The organism is Streptomyces sp. NBC_00016, from assembly GCF_045040885.1.
Lineage (GTDB): Bacteria > Actinomycetota > Actinomycetes > Streptomycetales > Streptomycetaceae > Streptomyces > Streptomyces coriariae.
Window position 1 is genome coordinate 70,428 of sequence record NZ_CP108304.1, and the last position, 25,244, is coordinate 95,671.

Below are 25,244 nucleotides of genomic sequence, written 5' to 3' on the forward strand. Positions count from 1 at the left end.
TGCACGCCCTGGGAGGTGACGTCCTGCGGCGGGGCCTGCGTAGGGGCCGACTGGCTGGCAGCCGCACGAAAACTTGCGACAACGGGCTGGTCCGGGGCAGTTTGCCCCATCGTCCGCTTCTGCGCCCCGAACCACACGGCTGGTGTCCAGGCAGGCTCGATGTCGTAGACGGGCCGTACTTCAAGCTGCTTCCCGGTCTGCACTGCCAGCTGCCCGCCGCCCTCCCAAAATGGCTGCGCAGAGGCCATGAGACGGGCATACAAGGTGCATTCCTTCGCACGAGGATCGGGCTGCTCCCCGTCAGCCTTGGTGGGAAGGGGTCCAGCCTTCCCGGTACGGGGCAGGGGGAAGCCGAGCCGTGTACTGGAAGCCTGCCGCCGGGCACGCTCAAGCGTCTGCCGGGCCGACTCGAGCATCTGCGCGACTTCTACTTCAGCCTCACCGCGCGCCTGCCTGATCTCCTCATCACACCGCTCACGAGCCTCCTCCGACTCCCGCGCAGCCTCCGCCCGCATCAACTTCGCCTGCGTCTGCGCCTGCTGCAGCTCAACCTGTGCCCTCAGCCGCAAGATGCTGGTCTGCTGTGCCTCGTGAAGGATCTGACGGGCCGATTCGTCGCGCTGCGTCTGAAGCTGTTGCTCTGCTTCCGCGGTCTCAAGGGCAAGTTGCCGCGCCTGGGTGGCGTGGAGGGCGGCGGCATCGTCCTTGGCCATGGCGGTGATGTCAGCGCTCCGGTCACGGGCATCGAGCAGCCGCTCAACGACGTCGGCACGCGCCCCGGCAACCAGAGCGTCTGCCTCCCGGTGGGCAGCCGAAACAAGATCCTCTGCCCGTTCGCGCTGCTGCTGCAGCTTGGCGGCGGCCTGGTCAGCTTCCCGCTTTTGCTTTTTGAGGTACGCAGCGGCCTGCTTTTTCTGGAATGCGAGTTTCTGCCATTTTTCCTCCCATTCCTTCCATAATTTTTTGTAGTCGCCGACTTCGGGACGGACTTGGACGCTGCATGATCAGCGCGGACAGGAACTCGTTGCCAGGAAACACGTGCCCATGGAGCACGGCGGACAGAGTGCTGGGGTTCAGGCGGAACTTGTCGTTTTGCTTCTTGGCGGCGTGCTTCGCCGCCGCATCGACCAAGGATTTCTGGGTGGGGTTGCCGCACTTGATGAGCAGGACCGTCAGATCCTCTGCGAACTCCTTGCGGGACCGCTCGAAGCGGGCTGCCGGGTCGGCCGGCTCGGCAGGGTCTGCTGCTTCGTCCGGCACTGGTCCCCCTGGATGTCGCTCACCGAGGAACGAATTCTAGCGATGGAGCACGAAGAAATGTGAAAGATCCGCACATCGCAGATCTTCACGAGCCTTCCATGATCATCTCTTTCTGACCTGCATATTCAACGGCTTACGAGTTAGCACCCGATTCCTGGAAGCACCCCCGGTGCAACCGGAACATGGACACCCAGCGCATCCCTGCCTGGCCGTTCCGGGCTCACCCAGGGGCGCTCGAGAAGGGGCAAGACGTGAGCGAGCAGCAGACCACCACGACCACCACGTCGGCGTCGGCGACCTGGCAGTTGAACCTGGGCCGGAAGGGCCTGCAGATCCACGCCGGCCGACACCTCAGCCTGAGCCTGTCGCTCCCCGTACTGGCATGGGGCGCCAGCGTCAGCGGTCTGATCAGCACCGCCGGCCACTGGATTCAATTCATCCCGTAGCCCACCCGCCGTGGCAGATGCTCCACCTCAGTCGCACCACCGAGGAATCCACAGCAGCCGAACAACAACTGCGCCCCCAACAGGCCGCGGGAGAGGAGCTGCCGGAGCAGTGTTGAGCCGGGAAGGCCCCGCGCGACACCGTCCGGCACCTGGACGACGGTCAGGCCGTCGTCCAGGTGCCGGAGAAGACAGCGGAGAAAGCGGGAGCCCCGGCTCAGCCGTCGGCCGGGTTCCCGTACGGGAAAGATTCGGAGCACGTGGCGTAGGTGTGGGCGGCGTGGCATGCCGAAGTGCGGCAGGTCGCCGCGCCGCTGGACCATCCGGCCATGTACAACCCGGTGCACTACACCGAGGGCAGGGCATCGCATGGGCCTCCCGAGAAGCTGTCGCTTCTGGAGAGGGAGACCACCTTGCGCCGCAAGGGAGGGCACCCCCTCGCCGGCGAGGGGGTGCCGGCGGGGCTACCCAGTGTCTGGTGCAGGGGCGTAGGCCCGCTGCCGCGACGGCAGCGGGCTGTATTCCCGGGGCCCGCTCTACTGCCTGCGCGCGGACGGAGGCAGTGCCATGTTCATCAGGCTCTCGGCGGTGCTGCGGCCGAGGCCGCTGTCGTTGAGGAATGACCTCCTGAGCATCTCTCCGACGCGTTCAGGGCCGATGTCGAAGCGTGTGCGTGCTTCCAGGCAGATTTCTCCAAGGATGCCCGCGGTGCGGTCAGGCTGATGGCGGAAGAACCAGACCAGCATGGTCACCGTGCTTTTGGGCAGCCACGTGAGAACTTTGGCTCCGTGCTCGCGTTGGGCGTCTTCCGCGAGGTGACCGAGAACTGCGTCCACCAGGACTTCGTGCAGAGCGCTGTGAGGAACCAGGCCGGAGTCGGAGCCGTACATCAGGCTGCTCGCGGCGGTCCATGCAAGGTCGTCGGCGGCTTGCCGGGCGTCCTCTCCCTTCAGGAAGGGCTTGCGACGCGTCCCGCTGGGCTTGGTGAGGTCTTCCAGGAAGTTGCCGCGGAGCCTGTTGTGGCTGTCGGTGAGGCCGGCCGGCTGTGTGGTGTTGTACGAGGTGGTCGCCGACAACAGGATCCTGGGGCCGTTCTTCTGGTGGAAGTTCTCAGCCCAGTCACGCGCGACGGGCAGCGACCAGCGCATCGCCTGGCCTGTTCCTTCCTGGGGTTCGGGAAGTTCCTTGGCGCCGCCGTAGCGGAGGTCGGGCATGTCGTCGGCAGGTACGGCGGTGATCTTCGTCAGCCCCGCCATGTCGACGAACGTGTCGGCTTCCAGCTCGGGTGCGTGCAGGTCGACGACGCAGGCCTCCAACGGCCGACTCCCACTGCCGGAGGAACGACGCTGTGCCCACAGGGCCAGGTGGTCCTGCCAGTTGGCGACCGGCGCCTCGGGAGCGGTGAAGCTGGCGATCGTGGCGATGCTGGCGTTATGCGCTTGGCAGGGGGATCGGAGCACATCGGCTGCGGTGATGGTGACCTGGCGTTCGACAGGGCGCTTGTCGCAGCGCTCGTAGGCGCCATCCCAGACCAGCGCGGGACGGTTCCACCGCTCACCGTCCCACCAGTATCCGCCGTGGCGGTACAAGATGCCCTTGGGCTCGTACATCCATGCGTGATGGAGACCGCCCAGATCGTCGTCGTGGATCAGCAGCACGGTCCGGCCGTGCACCGGGTCGTAGTGCACCGCCCAGGCGAAGTCGGAATTCTTGGGCTCGGTGGTGAACGCCACCCACCCCCCGCCCTGAAGCGGATCCGTCCTGCCCCACAACCCGTCGCCCTGCTTGCGTCCGGTCCGCTCGATCGCGTCAGGGTTGTCCAGGGGAAGACGACCGTCGTTGACGAACGGAAGCCCAGGGCTGGGATGGTCGGTACGGGTGCCGTTGGCCACCGGACGGATCCTGAACACGGAAGTCCCCCTCAACACCGATCGGGCAGATCGCAGGAACGCTAGCCAGCCTGGCATGGACCTACGCGTCGAAAATCAGCCCACATCGGAGAGAGCCGGGAGCCAGTCGCCGTGCCCGCGAACTTGTCCGCGCATGCGCGTTCGGCAGCGGCGACCTGCCCGCCCCGCATCGCGCTCAACTGCTCCGAGCCCTCCGGCTCAGTGACGAGGTGATCCGCGCGAGCATGGCACCTCCCTCACCCAGTCGAGGAAGCGGCCCAAGGCCAAGGCATAACGCCTGACACGGTGACTTCGTCTACACGACAGGTCAGGCATTGCTCCGCCTGTGACCGGCCTGCAGATGTGCGCGGCCGGGCCACCGTCAAGCAACTGATGCAGGAGGGACGGCATTTCATCGGGTTCCTCCTGCAGTGAAGGCGGCGCGGTGGTCCTGCGCCCAGGTGGCGTACGTACGTGCCGGGCGGCCCAGCAGCCGCCGTACGGTGTCGGTGGTGGGCCCGGCTTCGCGGGCGTAGTCGGCCAGCGAGCCGAGCAGCCGGTCGGGCACCTCGTCGGGCAGGCCGGCGGCGAGCATGCCGCGGCGGATCTCGTCCGGTGCGGCCTCGACGAAGGACAGTGACCGGTCGAGCGCCGCGCCGAGCGCGGCGACCTTCTCCGGCTGGCTCAGCGACTGCTCTCCGGTGAGCAGGTAGGTCTGACCGTGGTGCTGAGGGTGAGTCAGGGCAAGGGCGGCCACCGCGGCGATGTCCCGCTCGTCGACAGTCGAGGTCCTCGCGTGCGGGTACGCCCCCCGGACGGTCCCGGTCGCCTGGATCTGCCCGGCCCAGGCCAGGGTGTTCGCGGCGAAATCGGCGCAGCGCAGGATCGTCCAGTCCAGGCCGCTTTCCTGGGCGACCTTCTCAACAGCGTGGAACTGCTGCCGGAAGCGTGCGTGCCCAGCCGGGTACTGCACGGTGACGGCGGACAGTACGACTGCTCTTGCCGCGCCCGTCTCGCGGGCGCGGGCCAACAGGTCGACAGCGGTGGATCCGGCGGCACGCGGGCTGAGCAGAATGGCCTCCACGCCGCCGAGGGTGGGAACCTTCGTGGGGTGGACGAGCTGTGTACCGGCGGGGAATTCGGCGTGCGGGTCGCGGGTGACCGCGGCGACTTTCGCTCCCCCCTCGACCAGGAGGCGGACGGTTTCCCGGCCGACGACGCCGGTGGCTCCGGTAATCAGGATCATGACTGAACCCCCAGTGGGTGTGTCGATAATCGATCTTGCGCAGTGGATGATCACGGTTCGTATCGTGGGAAGACGTCACGGGCGAGCCGTGCGCCAGGGTCATCGGCATGCGGCACTGAAACCTCCGGTCCTGCCCTGTCAGGCTGGTCGGGAGATCACTGGGTTTTACGGGTCTGCTTCACTTCCCGGTCGACGGCCCAGGCGTCGGCGACCGGGCCGAGGTGGCTGAGCTTGTCGGGGTTGATGACCGCGCGGATCGTCTGGATCTGCCCGTCGAGTGTGTCGAGGGCGAGGATGTGGAGGATTTTGCCGTCGCGGTCGCGGAAGAGCGCGCCCGGCTGGCCGTTGACCTCGTGCGGTTCGAACGTGATGTCGATCCGGGCCATGAGCGGGTAGACGGTGGCGAGCAGCCTGGCCACGTTCTCGGCGCCGGTGACGGCCCTGGCCAGCTGCGGTGCCTTGCCACCGCCGTCCCCGATGAGCTGGGCGTCGGCGGACAGCAGATTCTGCAGTCCGTCCACGTCTCCCTGCGTCAGTGCCTCGAAGAACCGCCTCGCCAGCTCCTGCCGCTCCTGGCGGTCCGCTTCGAACCGGGGCCGTCCCTCGTGCATGTGGCGGCGTGCCCGTACGAGCAGCTGTCGGCACGCGGCCTCCGAGCGCCCCACCGCGGCGGCGATCTCGGCGAAGCCGAAGGCGAAGACCTCCCGCAGCACGAACACCGACCGCTCGAGCGGACTGAGCCGCTCCAGGAGCAGCAGCGCCGCCATCGACACCGAGTCGGCCAGCTCCGCCGCGCGGGCCGGGTCCTCGTACGGATCGTCCAGCAGCGGCTCGGGCAACCACGGTCCGACGTACTTCTCCCGCCGCACCCGGGCGGAGCGCAGCACGTCGATCGCGATCCGGGTCACCGTGGCTGACAAGAACGCCTTGGCCGACGCGGGCCGGGTTCTTGAGGCGTCGTAGCGGAGCCAGGTCTCCTGTACCGCGTCCTCCGCCTCACCCACGCTGCCCAGGATCCGGTACGCGATCGAGAACAGCAGCGGCCGCAGCTCCTCGAACTCCTCGACCTTGCCCACGCCGACTCCCCCCCCCTTTGCGGACTGTGTGCCCGGCCGGACCCGTGCCGACGAGGCATCTTTCGAAGATCATCCGATGTGTGAGCGGACCTGACAACGCCCGCGCCCGCGGACGACCTCATGGCCTTGAGCATGGCGTCCCGGTCCCGGCAGGCCTGACCCGGCCGGGGCGCGGTGGCGGGTTCAGTGGAACTGGCCGACCTGGTAATCGCCGGCCGGCTGCTGGGTGATGATGTTCAGCCGGTTCACCGTGTTCATGAACGAGACCAGCAGCACGAGGGCCGTGAGTTGCTCCTCGTCATAGTGCTGGGCGGCACGCGCCCAGACCTCGTCGCTGACCCCGGTGGCCGCGTCCGCGACCCGGGTCCCCTGCTCCGCCAATGCGAGCGCGGCGCGTTCAGCCTCGGTGAAGACCGTTGCTTCCCGCCAAGCCGCGATCAAGTTCAGCCGCACCGGGCTCTCACCGGCCGCGGCGGCTTCCTTGGTGTGCATGTCGATGCAGACCGCGCAGCCGTTGATCTGGCTCACGCGCAGCGCTACCAACTCCTGCGTCGTAGCCGGCAGCGGCGATTCCTTCAGCACCCGGCCGACCGACATGAAGTACTTGAGCGCCTTGCCGGCGGTCGGGCTGGCGAAGTAGTTCAATCGCGCGTCCATCGTGTGCTCCTCCACGTTCGTCGATGCCTTCACCCCCGAGACGAGGCGGCCCTCACGCCTGTGACACGACGCGGTGTGACCCACGTCTCTCCGCTGACCGGACTCGGGATGTCACAGGCCGAGTCGCTGGCAGCGACCCGTTCACCGCGCTGCTCACCGAAGAGCACGACGCGCACGTGCTGTGGCTTCCGGTGGCCGAACCGGTCAGCACGGTCGGCCCGACCGTGCTGACCGGAGGCCGCGTGCTCGCCGTGGGCGGCAGACCATCCGCTGGCCGAGCGCGGCACACCGCGTCGCTGGAAGACCTCGGCGACAACCATGTCGTCGACTTCGGCCCCGACGCCCCGACGCCCCGAATACTGGGTCACGGCGATGGTCCCCACGCGTACGCCGCTCGACCGCCGAATCCCGCGCAGGCCCGCCGCGCGGACGTTCCACGAGATTCTCTCTCCGGTCGCCTCCGGACAGTGTGTCCACCCGCTGGGCGAGATCGCCGCCCGCTACAACCATCCCCCCGGCATCAGATGAGGTCGGCGAGCTCTTGGTCGACCATGCCGGGCAGCTCACCGCCGTAGTGAAAGGTGCCCGCGTCGATCACCTCGTCGGTGATGCGGTGAATGGTGTCCCGCAACGCGACCACCCGACGGGCATGCCCCTCGGTCGGGATCCCCGACGACCGGTGTGCGGCTGGGCAGCATGCTGTTGCCCCCCGTTGCCCCCCGGCGCACAGCCCTCATCCCTTCAGCGGAGCGCACCGGAAACGACCTGAGGCACTCCCTCGCGCCCGAAGCGACCAGCCCCTGCGGAGCTTCGGCCAAGTCGGCGACGGTGACTGCTGATCACCGAGCCCCGGCGCAGCGGCGGAGCTCGCCGCCGACAGGCGCGCCGCACTGGCGGCCCCGTCTGGGTGGCGCAGCTATAGCTGTGCCACCGGGCGGGGCCAGGGCGATCTCCCTGGCCCCGCCCGGCGGGGGGCGCTTTTCAGGTCGCCGCTACAGGACGGCGACGGTGAAGGGGAAGTCGCTGAGGTTGTTGTTGTAGTCGGTCGTCACGACGGTGATGGTGCGGGTGTAGCTGTTGCTGTTGCTGTTGCTGTTGCTGTTGCTGTTGCTGTTGCTGTTGCTGTTGCTGTTGCTGTTGCTGTTGCTGTTGCTGTTGCTGTTGCTGTTGCTGTTGCTGTTGCTGTTCGGGATGGTGGTGATCATGGTGCGGCGGTTGTTGATCGTGGCGAGGACGGCGGCGTTGCGCAGGTCGATGGTGGGGTCGGAGACCCCCACGCGGTAGTAGCCCGCGGGCTGCCCGTTGAACCGCTCCGATGACGCGACGTTCTTGGTGGCCAGGAGAGTTCCGTCCGCGCCGACCTTGGCGGCAGCCCGGGCGTAGGGGGCGTTGAGGTCCGCCGGGGCCGCCGAGGCGGTGCCGGCCAGGACCGTCATGGAGGCGACTGCGGCGGTGACGAGGGTGAGGAGTCGAGTGCGCATGGTGTTTCCCCGGCACGCCGGTGATCTGGCGGCGGGAGGTGACGCCCCCGCCGCCACATGACCGCTACCGCGATTGGGGTGTTATTGAGGTCGCCTTCAGACCGGCCCCATCGCTGGCGACCTGCTGGCCGCCTACCAGGGGCGACGAGGCTTAGCGCAGGGTCCCCTGAACTCGCGCGCCGGCCGGGGCCGCGGCCGCGCGGGATGAAGCGGGCCAATCTCCTGGCAGGCAGCGCCGGCGCGGGTGTTCTGGCCCCTTGCCGTACAACGGCAGCACGTTCCAGGCCGAGTGCCAGCCGTACTTCGACAACGACTCGGACAGCGGCCCGTCGACGCACTCCCCCTGCGTCGGCGGCCGCTTCCCTGTCAGAGCTGTCGAGCTGTCGAGCTGTCAGAGCTGGAACTCCGCGGGGTTCAGCCCCAGTGCCACGCAGGCCTCCTGGAGGACCATTTGCTCCGCCTGTGAGAAGTGCCCGTCGGCGCCGGCGATGACGATGCCGGTCTGGATCACCGCGCGGGCCTCGGTCGGCTTCTTGGCGGCCTTGGCGATGTCCTGCATCACCTCGGCCTTCCCCTGCGGGAAGTTACGGGTGAGCTGTTCCACGTGCTTGTGGAAGCGCTGACGCAGTTGCTCCGGCGGGAAGTTCTGCAGCACCTCGTTGCTGAGGATCATCGACTCCATCTGCTGCATCTCGGACGCGTCCACATGGCCGTCGGCCGCCGCGACCAGCGCGCACATCGCCATGCTCGCGTCCCGGTACGCACCGCTCTTCAGCTCGGTCTTGATCGAGCCGAGCTGGTTCTTCAGCAAGCCGACCAGCTGGGCGCGGGATCCACCGTGCGAGCCCGTCCGCGAACCGCTCTGCGAACCATGTCCCCCGGTCGTGCCGCGCCCGCCCTGCGCCTGCTGCTGCAAGCTCTTGGCCTGGTCCTTGAGCCGGTCGAACAGTGCCATTTGCCGTCACCTCGGTACTCGTCTGATCGATCTCACCCCGGAAACGGCCCCGCCCCGGAAAAGGTTCCACAGCGGGCCCCGGCATAGATTGCCCTCCATGACCTCCGGTGCTTGAGCGGTTCCTGACAGATCCGGAGGCGACCGGGCCCTTCCAGTGGCTGGGCTGGTCAGATCCGGGGCGCTGGCGGCGGCGCTGGGCGCAGGACGGCCTGCTGAGCGATGAGGGCGGTCAGCTGATGGTGGTAACCGGCGCCGACCGGCTCGGCTTCGTGGCATGGCGGAAGGTCGTGACCTCGAGGAGCTCCTACTGCTGGAACATCGGAGCCCAGCTGCTGTCAGAAGCCCGGGGCCGGGGTGTCGGCACGCAGGCCCAGCGGCTGCTGACGCGGTACCTGTTCGCGCACACACCGGTGGTCAGACTCGAGGCGGACACCGAGATGGGGAACATCGCTGAGCAGCGCGCACTGGAGAAGTCCGGCTTCACCCGCGAGGGCGTGCTGCGCAGCACCGTGTTCCGGGACGGGCAGTGGCGGGACGTCGTGCGCTACAGCCTGCTCCGCGACGACATCGCCTCAGCCAGGAGCCCTGCCTCAGACCGGCCCAGCGCCGGAGGAGCCGGAGGAGAGCGAACGGCCTGACCCGGACTCATCCCAGCGCGTCGAAGGAGCAGCGAGGCCGGTGACAACAACCCTGCCGGTTCTGTCGTTGGTGACAAGCAGCGGGTCGTTTCGGTGACGACTACAGTGCCTCAACGCTGGGAGGGCCGCAGCTCGGTCGACCTCCCTGGTGCCAACTGTCGTGCTTCGGCACACCTCAGCGACCTCAAAGCCGGCTGACAGCCCCAGCCAGTCGGCGCCGCCGTACCCTGCTGAGCTCCGTGCAACGCCACACGGAGCCCGGCACAGACGTTGCAGGCGTTGGCCGGCCTGCCGCCACGTCATCGCCCTCTGCGCCGCCGACGGCGCTTCGCCGGCGCACGCGTCGTCTGCCCCTGCAGTGTGGTTCTCGTATGCCAGGGAGGCGGGGGCGGGCCAGAGGCCGGAGGTGCTTCAAAGCGCCCGGCGCGGGCCGCGTCTGGCAAATACACCCGCGGCGGCGGGAGTTGGTCAAGAGTGTGCTCCATGAGTGCTTGCATCGGGCTTGTGAGACTGCCCTCGGGCTTCACACGGGGCTGCCGCCGCGCTGGTGCTGTGGCACCAAGCCTGTACGCGGCCTGCCTGTCGTTGAACCACCTGTAGAGCTCCCTAAGGCGCCGCCTTGCCGTCGTGTCCATGCTGTAGCTGGCGGTGTCGAAGAAGAGCGGGGGCAGCCCGAACCTGCCTGCGGAGCGGAAGGAGTACGGCAGGGGCTTGGCCCGGGACACCGCCAAGGCCGGAAGGGCCGGCCGCATGGCGGCGTAGCGGATGCGGCGCTGGATGTAGGTGAAGAACCAGCCCTGCTCTCGGCGTGGTGCTGGAAGTTCGGGCAACTCGTCGTACTGGCGCAGCAGGTAGCCGCGGCGCTGTGCTTCGGTTCGGGGACGGTGACGGGTGGCTGCGGTGGAGGGTGTCTGTTCGGTGTTGCGTCGCTCCCGGTAGGCCGCCTGCTTGCACCGGTTGCTGCAAAAGCGGCGGGCCCGGCCGGTGGCACGCTGGGTGAACGGCGGCTCGGTGCACCCCGTCCTCGCGCAGCGGTGCACGGGTACTTCCTTGCGGCCTTCCCACAGCAGCTCGGAAAAGCGGGGCCCGCTGCCTGATCGCAGTTCCTCCAGCAGCGCCGGACCGTAGGGGGATGTCTTGATGCGGTGAAGCAGGGCCGACACCAGGCGCAGGACGTCGTCTTCACGGATGCCCAGGCGTCGCCCTACCTGGTCGGGCGGAGCTCCCCAGAGGCAGTCGGTCAGCAGGCGTATCTCGTTGGGCTTGAGCACTTTGCGCAGCGCCCGGTCGATCCAGGGCTCGCCGACATGGCGGGCAACCGGATCCCGGTCAGGCCCGTAGAGCCTGCTGCGCGTCACTGGATCACCCCCTGCGCACCGGCGCTGCCTTCCGCAGCCGCCGTGCCGGCGGGTGCGCCATCCAGAGCGCCCGTTGCACCCTGATCAGCCGGCGCAGCAGCCGACGGCGTCGTTGAGGCAGGTGACGGCAGGCCTGAGGGGAGTCTCATCTGCCGGATGCCGCGGCCCATCACGCCCACCAGGCCCGACTGCGTGCGTCCAATGGTCTCCAGCACCTTCGGAAGGTCCTCCGTCCGGCTGCGGTCCACCACCTTGTTCGCTGTGTGGGCGAACGCCACGATCCCCACGATGACGACGACCGCCAGCACCGCCACCGCACCAGCAATCACCATGACCACGATATTCATTCGAGCGTGTTCCTCCGCCGTCAACGCCGAAGGCCCCGACACCATCGGTGCCGGGGCCTTCGGACAGGACAACCAAAAAACCCCGCACGAGGCGGGGTTGATGTACGGGCAGGTTTCTGCCCGTCCGCAGCAGACTGTAGCCACACAATGGGCCACTTGCTGCCTTCCACCACTGCACCCGGCTTATCCGCAGGTCAGCGAGCTGGCGCTCCAGCCGGCAGCAGCTCAAGTTTCGTAACACCCCCCGTTGGGTGCCCGATGGCCGCTGGTCCAGGCTGTCCTCAGCCGCCGGGCGCTGCCAGGCCGAGGGAGGCGCGAGGCGGGCTGACCGGCTGGAGCTTTTCCAGGAGACGGCGGCCTGTCAGGGGAGCCAGTCCGTCCGGATGGGCCAGGCATTTGTCCAGGGCCTGGGCCCACAAGTGGTGGCGCCGTTCGTGTTCTTCGCACGCTTTGAGAAAGCCGTGGAGCTGGCGCCAGGTCGTCGGAACGCTGCGGGCTTTGATGATGCGGTGCGCGGTGCGGTGGGGCAGCGCGCCCCAGTCGCCGGCCCTCTTCTCCATCCCTGCGGCCGGTGGAAGAACGAAACGGCCGAAAAGTGCAGCGTCAGCTGATGGACGGGCGGAAAGGGATGTCCCGGTCATCGCGAAGGGAGAGCGCGTGGCACGACGAGACATCGAAAAGATCATCGGCGAGCTGGGGGAAATCCGCCGGATGCTCGCCGATCCCAACACCGGGATCACTGCGCTGTATCAGGTGCAGGAGAGCCGGCACAGCAAGGTGCTGGAACACGTCACCTACAGCACCACCGGCGTGCGGGAGGAAAACCGCGAACTGCGCCGCCGGCAGGAGCGGATGCTCGGCGACCTCGGCGAGGTCCGCTCCGCGATGGAAGGCCTGCGCCGCGAAATCGCCCAGGCCTGGGCCCACACCCTGGGCCTGCCCCACATCCCCGGTACCGCGGTGGCCGGGCAGGTGCACGACGCGCAGCAGCAGACGCCGGCGCTCGAGCCGGGCGGCGACCTGGACGACGAGCGGAAGGGCGGCGCATCCGTGTCCGAACGGCCCGAGCCTGACGCCAGCGGTGAGCGTGCGGACGGACAGCCGCCCGCCGAGGCAGCGCAGGCACACCCGCAGCCCGACGTGCCGGACGACGAGGAGAGAGTCCTGGTCGCTGCGCAGCCGCTACCTGCCGTTTCAGACCCGCACGTCAACGGGGCGGCCGGCGTTCCTGCGGCCGCATCCGGTGCCGGGCAGGCCCAGCCCGTCGCGCCCGGGATATCACCGGACGGCGGGAAGGACAGCGACACCGCCGACACCGCCGATGACCGCTACAGGGAACATCTGCGCGGTCTGCTGGCCGCGGCCGCCGTCTCCTCCGCACGGCTGGTCTGCCCCAAGGACACCTGGGCCTTCCTCGTCGAACAGAGCCTGCGGCACGCCCACTTCCGGCTGCCCGACCGCATCACCGACACCGACGACGGACAGATCGACACCCGCCTGTCCGGCCGCTCCCTGCTGGCCGTGCTGGTCACCACCCAGCACATCCTCGACCAGCCCGCCACAGACGACCTGGCCGCCTGGGCCCTGGCCCACGCCATCAACCAGCGCACCCGAGAAGCCGTCACCGCCGCCTCCAGTGCCCCAGGGGGCCGATCCGGGGACACCGACGTCACCACCATCGTCCTGGACGACCGCCCCTCCCCCAGCCACGCCTGAACACCGCCAATCCGGCGACCGGGAGGAGGGGACAGGGACAGGGACGTTTCCCGGCTGCTCCTTCGAGTCACGGCTTGCCAGGGGTCGGTACCGGCCGACACCGGCGCTCGTTCGCCTTGCCGCGGCCGCAAGCACAGCGGACCGGCGCCGGCCCGCAGGGACCTCGGTCACCGCGACCGGTGAACGAAAGGCAGTCGGGATGGAGGCAGTCCTGCACGTGGCACCTGTTGCGGGTGAGACGACGTGGTCGTTCCTGCACCGGGTGGCGGCCGTCTACCGGCTGCAGACCGGCGATCTGACGGCCTGGTGGCGCTGGGTGAACCCGGTACGCCACCGGCACGGCGGGCGCCCGGACGGCGAGGTACTGCTCGACGCGGTGGCGCAGGAGCAGCTGGCCGGGTGGTGCCGCGTGCCGGCTGGCCATCTGGCGCGGGCGCTGCCGTCCTGGACGGCCGGGCCCCAGGCGCTGGCCGGGCACGGACGGGGCGGGGACGGACCGGGGCAGGACGGACCGGGGCAGGACGGGCAGGGGTGGGCGCGGTGGCGGCTGGGTGCGGTGGCGGCTGGGTGCGGTGGCGGCTGGGTGCGCCGCAGTGGGGCCGGTGGTCTTCGGCTGCCGGCTGTGTGCGGCCCGGCGCGAGGCGGGGGGCGGGCAGGTGTGGGTGTGCCGGCCGTCGCGGCGGCGGCTGGGTGCGCCGCACGGGCGGTGGCTGCTCGATGTGGGGTGAGGGGCATCCGCTTCAGTTCGCCGATGTCGCCTCTCTCGTCGGGGAGTTGGGCCGGGCGCAGCGCCGGTGGGTGCGGGTGGCCCGGGCGGCGGGGGCGGCCGGCGTAGTGCCGGGTGAGGTGTTCGCGCTGGCGCGTGCGGTGGTGTGCGGGTGGTGGGAACGGGAGGATTTCTGGGCGCGGGAGATGGTGTGGGGGCCGCGGCTGGAGCAGGTGGTCGCGGCCGCGCGCGGGCGGGGTGCCCGGCCGGCGGGCTGGGGGGAGCGGCAGTGGAAGCTGCTGGCGCGGGATGCGGTGGTGTTCCCCGAGGCAGCGAGACCTGGGCAAATGCGAAGAGCGAGTCAACACGGATGTCCTGGCCGTCCTTCAGAAGGATCCCGAAGACCACGCGGAGCGTGCCGAAGTCGTCGAGCAGGCGGTGGTCCGGCGTGTGCGCGGCGACCTGGTCAAGGGATTTGGTCCGTACTTCAAGGTCGCTGCGCAGCGTCTCGGGTCCGTCGTAGGTGATGTGGATGCGGGCCGCAGGCCCTTCGTACAGAACGGCCTCGAGGCGGCGACGGCCGGGGAGTGCCTCGGGTCGGGTCCGGCTCTGGTGCGGGCAGCACGGCCGGCGCCAGGTCGGCGGCTATGCCAGGGCGCGGTCGGCGTCGCCGAGCTCCCGAGGGGTCTCGACCCCTTGATGCCCGGAGTGTGTCTCTTTTCAGCCATGCCCCTATGACGTCCCTGCGCGGAAAGGTACTTCCGTACAGGAGCATGCACCTGACATCTTGCATCCACCATTCGTTTCGTGCGGCCCCGCCGGTGCCCTCAGCGCGGCCGGGCCGTCTCCGGAGGACGCATTGATACCCCCCATATCCGGCCGACCTAGACGCACTCTGGTGCTGGCGGCCACGCTCGGCGCCGTCCTCGCGTTCGGCGCCCCGGGCGCCCTCGCGGGCACGCTCCCCGTCGCCCCCTCCACCGCGACGGCCGCCAAGGCCCACGCTCCGGCCGCCGTGCCGGCTTCCCTGAGTGCGACCTGGGTGGCCGGCACGCGTGCCTACCTCGTGATCACCGCCCCCGGTGACAGCTCGGCGGTCCGTTCCGCGATCGCGGCCAACGGCGGCACCGTCTTCTCGAACTTCGACGCCATCGGCGTGATCGTCGCCCACTCGGCGTCCAGCGGGTTCGCCGCCACCATGCGCGGCGTCGCCGGCGTGCAGCAGGTCGGCGCCACGCGCACCTCGGACGTCCCGGCCGACGCCTACAACCCGGCGCTCCCGGCCGATCCGGCCCAGGCCTCGACCCCGGCCGGAGAACCGGTCCGGGCCGACATGAGCCAGATCAAGGCCGACCAGGCCTGGGCCGTGAACCCGGGCTCCGCCTCCGTCAAGGTCGGCATCCTGGACACCGGTGTGGACGACCGGCACCAGGACCTGGCGCCCAACTTCGACGCGGCCGACTCGGTCTCCTGCGCCTACGGCAAGCCCGACACCCGTGCCGGCGCCTGGCGGGACGTCGACACGCACGGCACCCACGTAGCGGGCACCATCGCCGCGGCCAAGAACGGCAAGGGCGTCGTCGGCGTGGCCCCCGGGGTGAGGATCTCCGCGGTCCGGGTCGCCGAGCCGGGCAACTCCTTCTTCTTCGCCGAGAACACCATCTGCGGCTTCGTCTGGGCCGGTGACCACGGCTTCAAGGTCACCAACAACAGCTATTACACGGACCCGTGGCAGTTCAACTGCCCGGACAACATCGACCAGGCCGCCATCATCGAGGGCGTCAAGCGCGCCCAGGAGTACGCCGAGGGCAAGGGCTCCCTCCAGATCGCCGCGGCGGGCAACGAGAACTACGACCTCGCCCACAAGACGACCGACTCCGCGAGCCCGAACGACTCGACGCCGGTCACCCGCACCATCACCAACGCCTGCCTCGACATCCCGACCGAGCTGCCGGGCGTGGTCACGGTCGCGGCCAACGGCACGGGCGTCACCAAGGCCTCGTTCTCCAACTACGGGCAGGGCGTCATCGACGTCGCGGCGCCGGGCAGCAACGTGTACTCCACCGTTCCCGGCGGCGGCTACGGCAGCAAGAGCGGCACCTCGATGGCCACTCCGCACGTGGTCGGCGTGGCGGCACTCATCGCCAGCGCCGACCCGGGCATCACCCCGGCGCAGATCCGCGCCAAGCTGGCCGCCCAGGCCAACGACATCGCCTGCCCCTCGGACAGCCGCTGCACGGGCACGACGGCCAGCAACTCGTTCTTCGGCGAAGGACAGGTCGACGCCCTCAAGGCCGTCGGGACCACCCCGCCGCCCGGCAAGTACTTCGAGAACCTCGCGGACTTCGCCGTCAACGACAACGCAACCGTGGAGAGCCCGATCGCCGTGACCGGCGTGACAGGCAACGCCCCGGCCACCCTCAAGGTGGGTGTGGACATCAAGCACACCTACATCGGCGACCTGAAGGTCGACCTGGTGGCGCCGGACGGCACCGTCTACACGCTGCACAACCACGCCGGCGGCAGCGCCGACAACATCGCCCAGAGCTACACCGTGAACGCCTCCTCGGAGGTCGCGAACGGCACCTGGAAACTGCGCGTCAACGACAACGCCGCCTCCGACACAGGCAAGATCGACGCCTGGAACCTGACCTTCTGACGCAGGGCCCGGCAACGCCCGCGTCGGCACGCTGTGCGCCGACGGCAGCTCCCTGTCCGCGGCCGCGGACGAGGCGGGCTGCGGTCGGCCACGGCTGGAACCGCTGCGCGGCAGAGGGCACAGGGGCCTCGGCGGCGGTGAACGCCGCGGCCGGGGCCGCCGTGCCGGAGGCGTCCGGGAAGGCCGATGCCGCAAGCAGGACCCGCGGCGTAGCAGGCTCGGCAGTCTCCTGTGCGTCACGGCCCTACCAGCCGGAGGGCGGCGCCACAACCCGGCAGCTGCCAGAAGGCAGCCGACCGTGCGCGTCCTAGGCTCCCGGACTGACAGAGCCCTTCGGGAACAGGGAGATTTCAGGTGCGAACTCGTATGACGGGCCGCCTTCTTGGAGGTCTGCTCGCGGCCGGCCTGGTGATGGGTACGGCAGGCACGGGGCATGCCGCACCAGCGGATTCCCGCACAGCGGCGGCCGCCTCGGTTCAGACATCCGCAACGGCGGCCAAGGCCGCCACGTACCCCCAGGTGTACCTCAACACGGTGGTCAATCAGTGGACGCACTGGGCCCCGGACTACTACGACTCCACTCACGCGGGGTGGCTGTACGCGGGATCGAACTACTTCTACTGCATCAAGGAGGGCGTCTACTACTCCGACAACGGGCGCCGGAGCCGCTACTGGCTTCTCACGGACGACGACAGCGGCAACCGCAACGTCTACGTCAGCGAGGTCTACCTCGACCAGTGGGGCTGGGACAACGTCTACAGCCTGCTCGACTACTGCTGACGCGTCGCTGCTCCCGGTCACGCGCGGTCCCCGAAGCCCGGCGCTCCCACCCCACGCCGGCCGATGCCGCAGCTGCGGACCCGCCTGACGACGGGATCGTGCTCGCGGTTCCTGCCACCTCAGGCTGTGAGACTAGGGGGTGTTTCGAAAGCCCCGCACAGCACTCACGGCGCCCGGCACGCACTCTCGCCGCACCGGCCGTAATCCCACCGTCTCGGAATCGGGGTGAATCCCCTGCTCCCAGGGGTGCGTTGGACGATTTCCAGGTCGATGCCGAGGGTCGCTGCGTGCTCGGTGAAGTGCTTGCGGTACCCGCCGTCGACCCCAGACCTCGCGCAGGGCTGGAGTGGTCGGCGGCGGCCTGTTGAAGGAGAACACGGCCAGCCGTGGAGTCCTGGACGCCGGCCGCAGTGACCAGCACCGCCAGCAGCAGGCCGAGGGTGTCGGTGATGACGCTGCGTTTGCGACCCACGATCTTCTTGGCCACGTCGATGCCCTGGCTCCTCGCGGGCACGGACGTGGAGGTCTTGACGCTCTGCGCGTCGATCACACAGGCCGAGGGCTCGCTGTTCTTGCCCTCCTGCTGGCGTACCAACTCCCATAGCAGGCCGTTGAGCTGGGCAAAGACGCCGTCCCTCTGCCATTCGGCGAAGTAGCCGTAGACGCTCTGATGCGGCGGGAAGTCGTGCGGGACGTAGGCCCACTGGCAGCCGGTGCGGTCCACGTACAGGATCGCGTTCATGATCTCGCGCAGGTCATGCTTGGGTGGCCGGCCGAAGTCCAGAGCCCGGCCGCGGCGTTCGAGCGCCAGGCGGACAGTACTGGTTCGATCAGCTCCCAGCGGGCATCGGACAGATCACTTGGATACGCGCGACGTTCCGTCATGACCCGGGCATACCGCCGCCCGGGGGCGTACGCCCAGGCGTTGCATCCTGCCGCGTGGAAGCACGGTACAGACCTGGGCTGACCTGTGCCAGTGAACGTTGATCATTTGCCACTCAAAGATGATCAACGCTGGTTTGTGCCACCGAAGGGTTAATCAATTGGCGTACGAGCAGGTGCGGGCGCTCGCGAGGCGCCGGAGGGGCCCTGGTAGCGGCGCTACCTGGGCATTTCGGCAACGCCGCGAGCGTGCGTGCCGAACACCGCACGCCGGGCGATCCATTCTGCTAGGGGTTCTCAGCGGTTGCGGCGAAGTCACATGCTGCTCCTCGGCGGGTGAGCGCGAGCTGATCACCTGGGAACTGTGCGTGATCAGCGTCCGCTGGGGCGTGGTCCGCTGTCGGATTGGGGCGTCATGGCCGCCCGGCAGCCGCGTACCCAGTCATCCCGGTACTTCGCCGGAAGGCTGCTGGTGTACTCGGATACCGAGGCGTAGTAGTCGCAGATCTCCCGGTCGTCCGCCTCACCCAACTCGCCGACCGAACGTGCGCTGAGCGTGACCGCATCCCTCTGCATCTCGGTCACGCGGCTCGGCGACGGTGTGGGCGGCGTGGGCGTGGGGTTGAGCCTCGTTGTCGGGTCAGGTTCTGCCTCGGTGCGGGTCTTCACCCACTCGTAGCCCTGCTCATACGCTTCCTTGACTTTGGGATCGTCCCTTGCGGGGAAGGCCGAGGACTCGAGAACGGTCGTGGCGACGGCCGAGACAGTGATGGCGGCGGCCAGAGATATGAGCGCGGTGCGGGGCTTGGGCTTGCGCATCGCGTCAGCCTGTCACATCCCAGCAAGGGACCAGCAGCGCACCGCAGCCGCTAAGCACCTCCAGCGGTCATCCTCCACTGACACAAATCCTCAGACAGTCGACGTCGGCCGGAGCCTGTACCGCTTCGGGGCTGCGCACCAGGGCGCGGACACGGTGGCCGCGGGCAGTGGCCTGCTGGAGTAGGTGTTTCCGGTGCGGCCGCTGCCGCCGAGAACAAGCAGGTGGGACAGGGGGATCACCTGGAGAGATGCGTCAGGCGGCTCGCGGCGTGCCCAAGGTCGTGGCGAGCGTGCGGGCCTTGTCGTGGGCGGCCGTCATGGACGCCTCGTGCAGGGGAAGGAGCGGGGCGAGGGCCGGAGCCATGGGGGCCATGGTCAGCTCGGGTGTCACGGTGGTGACGTCCAGGCCGAGGAGGTTGTCGTGGCCCAGGACGGCCTCCAGGGTGGGCACCACGTAGTCGAGGCCCTCGTTGGGGGTGCCGGGGCCGTAGCCGCCGCCCCGGGCGGAGACCAGCACGGCCGGACGGCCCGCGACCGGGGAGGTGCCGTTGAAGATCAGGGTGCGGTCCGTGACGATGATCTGGTCCAGCCATGCCTTGAACACCGACGGCATGGAGAGGTTGTACATCGGCACCGTGAACAGGTACGCGCCGGCGCCGAGGAACTCCTCGATCAGCTCGTCCTGGAGCGCGGCGGCCTTGGCCTGCTCGGGGGTGTGCTGGGCCGGGTCGGTGATGCGGGCGGTGATGCCCGCGGCGCTCAGGTGCGGCACGGGCGAGGCGGCGAGGTCGCGGTGGACGACCGGGCCCTGCCACTGGTCGCGGAAGGACTGGGCGACCTGATGGGAGACGGACGCCTCGCCGAGCGAGGAGGAGTCGATGTGCAGCAGGTACGACATGGCTGTTGTGCCTTTCACAGAGATGGGGGTGGGGAGGGGGTGACGGGTCGGGGACGGGCCGGGACGGCGCAGCCATCGGGGCCGCAGCCCGGGGCGTCTCCTGCGGGGGCGAGGGTGACCGGGTGGGTTTCGTCCCAGGTGGTACGCAGCAGGTCGAGCAGGGTGTCGCTGTCCTGCGCACCGGGGACGCCGTAGCGGCCGTCGACGACGATGAACGGGGCGCCGGTGGCGCCGAGGCGCTGAGCGCGGCGGGCGTCGTCCTGGACCTGGGTGCGGTAGCGGCGCTCGGTGAGCACCTGGCGCGTCAGGTCACGGTCCAGGCCCAGCTCGTCGGAGAGCCGGAGCAGATCGTCCAGAGCGAAGACGGGCTCGGCCTTGCCGAAGTACGTACGGAAGATCGTGTCCCAGGCTTCGCGGTTCTTGTCCTGCACGGAGGCGTGGGCGAGGAACTCGTGGGCCAGTTCGGTGTCGCCGACGACGTTGTCCAGCACTCGGTAGGGGCTCAGTCCCTCGGAGGCGGCCAGCGTCTCGATCTGCCGGGTCGCCGCCTCTGCCTGCCCGCCGCTGATGTCGTGCTTGCTCAGCAGGGCCTCGCGGACGCTGACCGTGCGGTCGGCGGGGAAGCCTGCGCCCAGCGGGAAGGAGTGGTGGACCACCTCCACTTGGTCGCTGTGCTCGAACCGCTCTACGGCCCGGTCCACACGGTGGCTGCCGAGCCCGCACCAGGGGCAGGTAACCTCGGCCCAGATCTCTATTTTCACGGCCTGAGCTCCAATTCCTCTCATTTGTTCGTAACGCCATGATGCGCCAGTATGGAAGTCGTTACAAAAGGCACATCGGTGTGCGCGACGGAGAGGAATGGGCGCCATGCAGGACAGCACTGGTATGGAGATGGCGGCTGCGATCGGGCCGTGCGCGAGCATCCCCGTCGACCACATGGCCTTCATCCGGCAGGTACTGGACCGGGTCGGCGACAAGTGGAGCATGCTGATAATCGCCGTCCTGGAGAACGGCCCACTGCGCTACACCGACCTGCAGCGCCAGATCCCGGGCATCTCGCAGCGCATGCTCACCCGCACACTGCGCCAGCTCCTGGAGGACGGCCTGATCACGCGCACCGCCTACGCCGAGGTGCCGCCGCGTGTGGAGTACGCCCTCACCCCGCTCGGCCGCGGCCTGCACGAGATCGTCATGCAGCTGATCGGCTGGGCCGCCGACCACCACGACGAGATCCGCGCCAACCGCGCCCGGACGGGCACCGCCGCCTCCTCCTGAGCCGCGGTGTCCACCGACACACGGGGGCGAGCTGGTCCTCCTGTCCCGTCCGGTACCCCTGCATGATCTGGCCGCGCTTGCCGTGGCAGATGTCGCGGGCGAGCTTGTGCCGCGCACCGATGGAGCTCACTAGCGCGGGCCGCCACCGCCTTTTCTGCCAGAACCGCCACGTAATCGCCCTCGGCGGCGCTGGCCGCGGCTTCCAACTGGTCTGCTGCACGCTGCGCCGCGCGGTGGGCGGTACGAGCGGCCGATATCGCGGCCGCGGCTGCAGTGCGCGTTCGCTGGTGGAGGTCGACGACTTGCTGGCGGGTAGCCTGCAAACTCAGCGCACGATGCTCTGGGGCTTCACGTCCAGTGCTTCCAGGGCGGCCCCGCACAGCCCGGCGGCCGTCGTGGGAGCCTCGGTGACCCGGGCGACGTGCGCGGTGCGCAGGCTTTCAGGCAGCGTGCATGGCCAACTGGTGGTCAGAGGCCGCACCGGGCCCGACCCCCGGACGGGCACAGCGGTTCTCAGCGTTCGCCTGGAGTCCAGGTCATGGGCGAGGGTCTCGGGCCGGACCCGCATCTCCGCGACGCGCTGACCCGCCACGTATTGGTCGAGCGCCTCCGAGGCCTTCCGCCGGCCCAGCAGCGCTGCAGCGCCCAGGTCTCGGACGCGGACGGTAAAGACCAGAAGTGTGTGACCGCCTGCCTGGTCCCCGGACCAGGCGCGGCGTGCCGCAGACGCGGCCTCGGCCAGGTCGGCGAGCGCCTGAAGGGCGAGATCGACCACGACGTCAAAGAGCTGCTCAGCGCAGCCCTGCTGTCCGCGGACAGTGCGGCTCCGCCGTCGCGGATCGTGGCGGACCTCAGCGGCGTGACCTTCATGGACTCCAGCGGCATCAACGTCTTCGTCACCGCCCACAAAGCCGTCAGCAGGAGCGAGGGGTGGCTGCGTATCGCCGCCGCGCAGACACCCGTGCTGCATGTCCTGCGACTGGTCGGCATCGACACATTCATCACCTGCCACCCCACCCTCGAGCAGGCCCTCGAACCCTGACCGCCCTACTGCGGCCGGCCCGGGACATCGCCCTGACCCGAGCGGCGCCGCACGGCCTGGCCCAGCTCCCGCTCCACCCTCTCCGGCAATGACTGCCCCAGCGCCCAGCCGATCACCATCTCGGCGACCGTGTGCAGCTTGACGTTGGTGTGCTGGGAGACCTCACGCAGCCCCTCGAACCCGGCGGCCGGCGCAATCCGGTGGACCGCGACGAGGACACCGATCGCCTGGTCGACCACCGCATGAGAGTCGACGGCCTGCCGTAGCTGGGCATTCTCCTGTTCCAGACGGGCCACCGCGGCATCACGCGTTCCGTCGGGTAGGGGCCGCTGCACGCGGGAGATCGTCATTCCGGGGCTCCATAGGGGCGACGTTTCCAGTACGCCTGCCCCGGACCGGAACGGCAAGACACCCTCAGCGCCACGCGAAGATCACATGGGGCGGGAAGAGGACTCTTCGCTGACGACGGCGAAGAGCCCGAGAGGCTGACTGCCCGACCCCTGCTCGCGCGAGCCTCGCTCGGCCACTCACACCTGCTCCCACCCGGCGGCCACCACAAAGCGAGTGCTGACGCCGTCACGGGGATACGTACACGGCATCAGCACCGCACACAGAGTGTGGCAGGTGCCTCTCGTGCCCGAAAGGTGGCAGATGCGCCATGCGCTGCCTCACGGCGTCGGTCCAAAGTCAGCGCCGGCCGAGGTTTCGGGTTCCTTGAGAGCGCGCACTTGAGCCTTCGGGGCGGGGGAGATCTACTCCTCGTCGTGCCCGGTCGGCGTCAGCGGGTGCTGGCGCCGTGTCTGCCAGGAGGGCCCTCGTGACGGCGGCCGCGAAGACGCGCGAGCTGGTCGTCATGGACTGCGTTCCGGACCTGCCGGGGCATCGCGGGCAGGGACCCGATCCGCTCCGCAAGTACCCGGCCCGCCCGCTCCGGATCGCAGGGCACCGCTCTGTCCAACGACTCCACGGAACCTTCTACTGGCGGGTAGTTATTGTTGCCCCTCACCGCCAGCCTCCCGGTCAGCGATCGCTGAGGAGACTGTGGGCAGGGCCTGCGCGGCTGGGAGAGGAGCGGGAATCATGTCCGTCGTCGACGCATGGATGCAGCACCCCACGTTGCGCCATTCCAACCACGAGATGTTCGAATCGCTGCGCCGCTGGACCGGCCGCGGCCCGCTGGAGAAGCAGCTGCCCGTTGCCGTCACGGTGTCCGCGCTGGAGGCCGCCGGTGTCGAGATCGGTCTGTCGGCTGCCTGGTACGGGCCGCACGGGGCGCTGATCAGCAACGATGAGGTGGCCGGGTTCGTCGCCGAGTCGGGCGGTCGGCTGCGCGGGGTGGCCGGCGCCGATCTGACGCGGCCGGTGCGGGCGGTGCGGGAGCTGCGGCGAGCGGTCGAGGAGCTGGGATTCGTCGCGCTTCGGGTGGTGCCGTGGCTGTGGGAGCTGCCGCCGACCGACCGGCTGTACTACCCGCTGTACGCGGCCTGCGTGGAACTGGGCGTGCCCTTCTGCACCCAGGTCGGACACACCGGCCCGCTCAAGCCCTCGGAGACCGGACGCCCCATCCCCTACATCGACCAGGTGGCGCTGGACTTCCCCGAACTGACCATCGTCTGCGGGCACATCGGCTATCCGTGGACGACGGAGATGATCGCGGTCGCGGACAAACACGAGAACGTCCACATCGACACCAGCGCCTACACCGCCCGCCGCTACCCGGCGGAACTGGTGCAGTATCTGCGCGGCCGGGGCCGGGGCAAGGTGCTCTTCGGCACGAACTATCCGATGATCACCCCCGCCCAGGCGCTGGAACACCTCGACCAGCTGGAACTCGACGATGAGGCTCGCGAGCTGTTCCTGTCCGGCAACGCTCGCCGCGTGTTCGCCCTGTAGGCGTTCCGGACGTCCGGACGCAAGAGAGACTTCGGGCTCGCCAGGAAGCCAGTGTCGGGCAGCGCCCGACGACGGTCGGCAAAGTGACGCCGCCATCGCCGAGTCGTTGACGGCGCGGTGCGTGTGAGGGGGACCCGGGGATGCCTGATCCCCGGGGCTCCGACCTCGCCGAGATCCCCTCGAAGCAATTACTTGGCTAGCCACACAATCGGTGCTACTTTTATGTGGCTAGCCACGGAAAGTGGTTGGCGCGGCATCCCACTTGAGGAGACCACCGTGATGAAGGCCATCGTTTTCGACGCGTTCGGCGGCACCGAGGTTCTGCACGAGGCGGAGATCGACATTCCTCGGCCCGGCTCCGGCCAGGTCCGTGTGCGGGTACAGGCTGTCGGCGTCAACCCGGTGGACGGCAAGATCCGCTCCGGTGTCATGGAGGCCATCTTCCCCACCCGCTGCCCGCCGTCCCCGGCGGGGAGATCGCCGGTGTGGTCGACGCCGTCGGCGAGGGCGTCGACCACCTGAAGGTGGGGGACGAGGTCCTGGGCTGGTCCGACACCGGCTCCTACGCCCAGTACGCCCTGGCACCCGCGGCCGTCCTCGCGCCCAAGCCGGCCGGCCTGGACTGGACGCACGCCGCCGCCCTGCCCGTGGCGAGCGACGGTGCCGAACGCGTGCTGGACCTGCTCAACGTCACCTCGGGTGAGACGCTGCTGATCCACGGAGCGTCCGGCGCGCTCGGCACCATCGCCGTCCAGCTCGCCGTCGCACGCGGCGCCCGCGTCATCGGCACGGCCGGAGCCGCCAACCAGGAGTACGTCACCTCGCTCGGCGCGACCGCGCTGGTCTACGGGGACAATCTGGTCCAGCGGGTCCGCGAGCTCGCCCCCGAAGGGGTGGACGCCGTCTTCGACGCCGCGGGCAAGGGCGCGCTGGAGGACTCCATCACCTTGCGCGGCGGCACCGACCGGATCGTCACCACCGCCGACTTCCGCGCCCGCGAACTCGGCGTCGTCTTCGCGGAGGGCCCGCAGCGCCGCTCCGCCGCGCGGCTGGCCGAACTGGCCCAGCAGGCCGCCGACGGCACACTGGTGACCACGCTCAGCGCCACCTACCCGCTGGCAGAAGCCGCCAAGGCGCAGCAGGCCGGCGATGCCGGCCACAACCGCGGCAAGATCGTCCTCACCGTCAACTGACCGATCACCCCCACATCTTGTGGGCAGGGAG

23 protein-coding genes and 2 pseudogenes are annotated in these 25,244 nt (G+C 69.3%); 9 read left to right on the top strand and 16 right to left on the bottom strand.

Annotated features, from left to right (window positions below; translation table 11 throughout):
- Positions 1–867 precede the first annotated feature (867 nt).
- Positions 868–1,260, bottom strand: coding sequence for a hypothetical protein (locus OG933_RS00320; RefSeq protein WP_405624732.1), 393 nt, complete (start codon positions 1,258–1,260; stop codon positions 868–870).
- Between the two features lie 251 nt (positions 1,261–1,511).
- Between OG933_RS00320 and OG933_RS00325 the strand changes: the two genes are divergently transcribed.
- The gene (locus OG933_RS00325; protein ID WP_405624733.1) at positions 1,512–1,706 is read left to right on the top strand and encodes a hypothetical protein; all 195 of its coding nucleotides are present in this window, start codon (positions 1,512–1,514) and stop codon (positions 1,704–1,706) included.
- A 533-nt stretch (positions 1,707–2,239) separates the two neighbouring features.
- On the opposite strand, the gene OG933_RS00330 is transcribed toward OG933_RS00325, so the two are convergent.
- The 6 genes from OG933_RS00330 to OG933_RS00355 form a co-directional block, all read right to left on the bottom strand.
- On the bottom strand, positions 2,240–3,436 hold the full coding sequence (locus tag OG933_RS00330; RefSeq protein ID WP_405624734.1) for a hypothetical protein: 1,197 nt from the start codon (positions 3,434–3,436) through the stop codon (positions 2,240–2,242).
- Between the two features lie 568 nt (positions 3,437–4,004).
- Positions 4,005–4,838 (bottom strand): NAD(P)H-binding protein, encoded by an 834-nt coding sequence (locus OG933_RS00335; RefSeq protein ID WP_405624735.1) that lies wholly within the window; start codon positions 4,836–4,838, stop codon positions 4,005–4,007.
- A 155-nt stretch (positions 4,839–4,993) separates the two neighbouring features.
- Positions 4,994–5,914 carry an RNA polymerase sigma-70 factor gene (locus OG933_RS00340; protein WP_405624736.1) on the bottom strand — a complete coding sequence of 307 codons (921 nt, stop codon included), beginning with the start codon at positions 5,912–5,914 and terminating at the stop codon, positions 4,994–4,996.
- 183 nt (positions 5,915–6,097) lie between these two features.
- Positions 6,098–6,571: a carboxymuconolactone decarboxylase family protein gene (locus OG933_RS00345; RefSeq protein WP_389061096.1), complete on the bottom strand. Its 474-nt coding sequence runs from the start codon at positions 6,569–6,571 to the stop codon at positions 6,098–6,100.
- A 992-nt stretch (positions 6,572–7,563) separates the two neighbouring features.
- A complete protein-coding gene (locus OG933_RS00350) occupies positions 7,564–8,052 on the bottom strand; it encodes a hypothetical protein (RefSeq protein ID WP_405624737.1) in 489 nt (162 codons plus the stop codon).
- 391 nt (positions 8,053–8,443) lie between these two features.
- Entirely contained in the window at positions 8,444–9,007 is a 564-nt protein-coding gene (locus tag OG933_RS00355; protein WP_057604975.1) for a tellurite resistance TerB family protein, read from the bottom strand.
- A 107-nt stretch (positions 9,008–9,114) separates the two neighbouring features.
- On the opposite strand from OG933_RS00355, the gene OG933_RS00360 reads away from it, so the two are divergent.
- Complete coding sequence (locus tag OG933_RS00360) at positions 9,115–9,645, top strand: GNAT family N-acetyltransferase (RefSeq protein ID WP_405624738.1); 531 nt, start codon at positions 9,115–9,117, stop codon at positions 9,643–9,645.
- A gap of 299 nt (positions 9,646–9,944) precedes the next feature.
- On the opposite strand, the gene OG933_RS00365 is transcribed toward OG933_RS00360, so the two are convergent.
- From OG933_RS00365 to OG933_RS00375, 3 genes are all read right to left on the bottom strand, one after another.
- The gene (locus OG933_RS00365) at positions 9,945–11,003 is read right to left on the bottom strand and encodes a hypothetical protein (protein ID WP_405624739.1); all 1,059 of its coding nucleotides are present in this window, start codon (positions 11,001–11,003) and stop codon (positions 9,945–9,947) included.
- Positions 11,000–11,350, bottom strand: a complete 351-nt coding sequence (locus OG933_RS00370; RefSeq protein WP_405624740.1) for a hypothetical protein — start codon at positions 11,348–11,350, stop codon at positions 11,000–11,002. Before OG933_RS00370 ends, OG933_RS00365 begins: the two co-directional genes overlap by 4 nt.
- 281 nt (positions 11,351–11,631) lie before the next feature.
- On the bottom strand, positions 11,632–11,910 hold the full coding sequence (locus OG933_RS00375) for a hypothetical protein (protein ID WP_362533539.1): 279 nt from the start codon (positions 11,908–11,910) through the stop codon (positions 11,632–11,634).
- A 97-nt stretch (positions 11,911–12,007) separates the two neighbouring features.
- On the opposite strand from OG933_RS00375, the gene OG933_RS00380 reads away from it, so the two are divergent.
- The 3 genes from OG933_RS00380 to OG933_RS00390 all read left to right on the top strand — a co-directional run bounded on the left by OG933_RS00380 (position 12,008) and on the right by OG933_RS00390 (position 17,211).
- On the top strand, positions 12,008–13,066 hold the full coding sequence (locus OG933_RS00380) for a hypothetical protein (protein WP_405624741.1): 1,059 nt from the start codon (positions 12,008–12,010) through the stop codon (positions 13,064–13,066).
- 1,604 nt (positions 13,067–14,670) lie between these two features.
- Entirely contained in the window at positions 14,671–16,431 is a 1,761-nt protein-coding gene (locus OG933_RS00385; RefSeq protein WP_405624742.1) for a S8 family peptidase, read from the top strand.
- A 366-nt stretch (positions 16,432–16,797) separates the two neighbouring features.
- Positions 16,798–17,211, top strand: coding sequence for a hypothetical protein (locus tag OG933_RS00390; RefSeq protein WP_405624743.1), 414 nt, complete (start codon positions 16,798–16,800; stop codon positions 17,209–17,211).
- Between the two features lie 206 nt (positions 17,212–17,417).
- Here OG933_RS00390 and OG933_RS00395 read toward each other — a convergent pair.
- The 4 genes and pseudogenes from OG933_RS00395 to OG933_RS00410 all read right to left on the bottom strand — a co-directional run.
- Positions 17,418–18,096 (bottom strand): annotated as a pseudogene (locus OG933_RS00395) (IS5 family transposase); the annotation flags it as partial.
- A gap of 369 nt (positions 18,097–18,465) precedes the next feature.
- Positions 18,466–18,912, bottom strand: coding sequence for a hypothetical protein (locus tag OG933_RS00400; protein WP_362533528.1), 447 nt, complete (start codon positions 18,910–18,912; stop codon positions 18,466–18,468).
- Between the two features lie 253 nt (positions 18,913–19,165).
- Positions 19,166–19,810, bottom strand: a complete 645-nt coding sequence (locus OG933_RS00405; RefSeq protein WP_405624744.1) for an FMN-dependent NADH-azoreductase — start codon at positions 19,808–19,810, stop codon at positions 19,166–19,168.
- Positions 19,811–19,824: 14 nt separating this feature from the next.
- Positions 19,825–20,571 carry a DsbA family protein gene (locus OG933_RS00410; protein WP_405624746.1) on the bottom strand — a complete coding sequence of 249 codons (747 nt, stop codon included), beginning with the start codon at positions 20,569–20,571 and terminating at the stop codon, positions 19,825–19,827.
- A gap of 97 nt (positions 20,572–20,668) precedes the next feature.
- On the opposite strand from OG933_RS00410, the gene OG933_RS00415 reads away from it, so the two are divergent.
- Positions 20,669–21,085: a helix-turn-helix domain-containing protein gene (locus tag OG933_RS00415; RefSeq protein ID WP_362533519.1), complete on the top strand. Its 417-nt coding sequence runs from the start codon at positions 20,669–20,671 to the stop codon at positions 21,083–21,085.
- Positions 21,086–21,410: 325 nt separating this feature from the next.
- On the opposite strand, the gene OG933_RS00420 is transcribed toward OG933_RS00415, so the two are convergent.
- Positions 21,411–21,566 (bottom strand): hypothetical protein, encoded by a 156-nt coding sequence (locus OG933_RS00420; protein WP_362533516.1) that lies wholly within the window; start codon positions 21,564–21,566, stop codon positions 21,411–21,413.
- A 273-nt stretch (positions 21,567–21,839) separates the two neighbouring features.
- On the opposite strand from OG933_RS00420, the gene OG933_RS00425 reads away from it, so the two are divergent.
- Positions 21,840–22,127 (top strand): STAS domain-containing protein, encoded by a 288-nt coding sequence (locus OG933_RS00425; protein WP_405633176.1) that lies wholly within the window; start codon positions 21,840–21,842, stop codon positions 22,125–22,127.
- 5 nt (positions 22,128–22,132) lie between these two features.
- Here the strand turns inward: OG933_RS00425 and OG933_RS00430 are convergent, their stop codons facing one another.
- Positions 22,133–22,477, bottom strand: coding sequence for an ANTAR domain-containing protein (locus tag OG933_RS00430; RefSeq protein ID WP_405624748.1), 345 nt, complete (start codon positions 22,475–22,477; stop codon positions 22,133–22,135).
- Between the two features lie 730 nt (positions 22,478–23,207).
- On the opposite strand from OG933_RS00430, the gene OG933_RS00435 reads away from it, so the two are divergent.
- Together OG933_RS00435 and OG933_RS00440 are read left to right on the top strand one after the other, a co-directional pair.
- Positions 23,208–24,020 (top strand): amidohydrolase family protein, encoded by an 813-nt coding sequence (locus OG933_RS00435; protein ID WP_405624749.1) that lies wholly within the window; start codon positions 23,208–23,210, stop codon positions 24,018–24,020.
- Positions 24,021–24,299: 279 nt separating this feature from the next.
- Positions 24,300–25,213: pseudogene (locus OG933_RS00440) on the top strand (NADP-dependent oxidoreductase).
- Positions 25,214–25,244 lie beyond the last annotated feature (31 nt).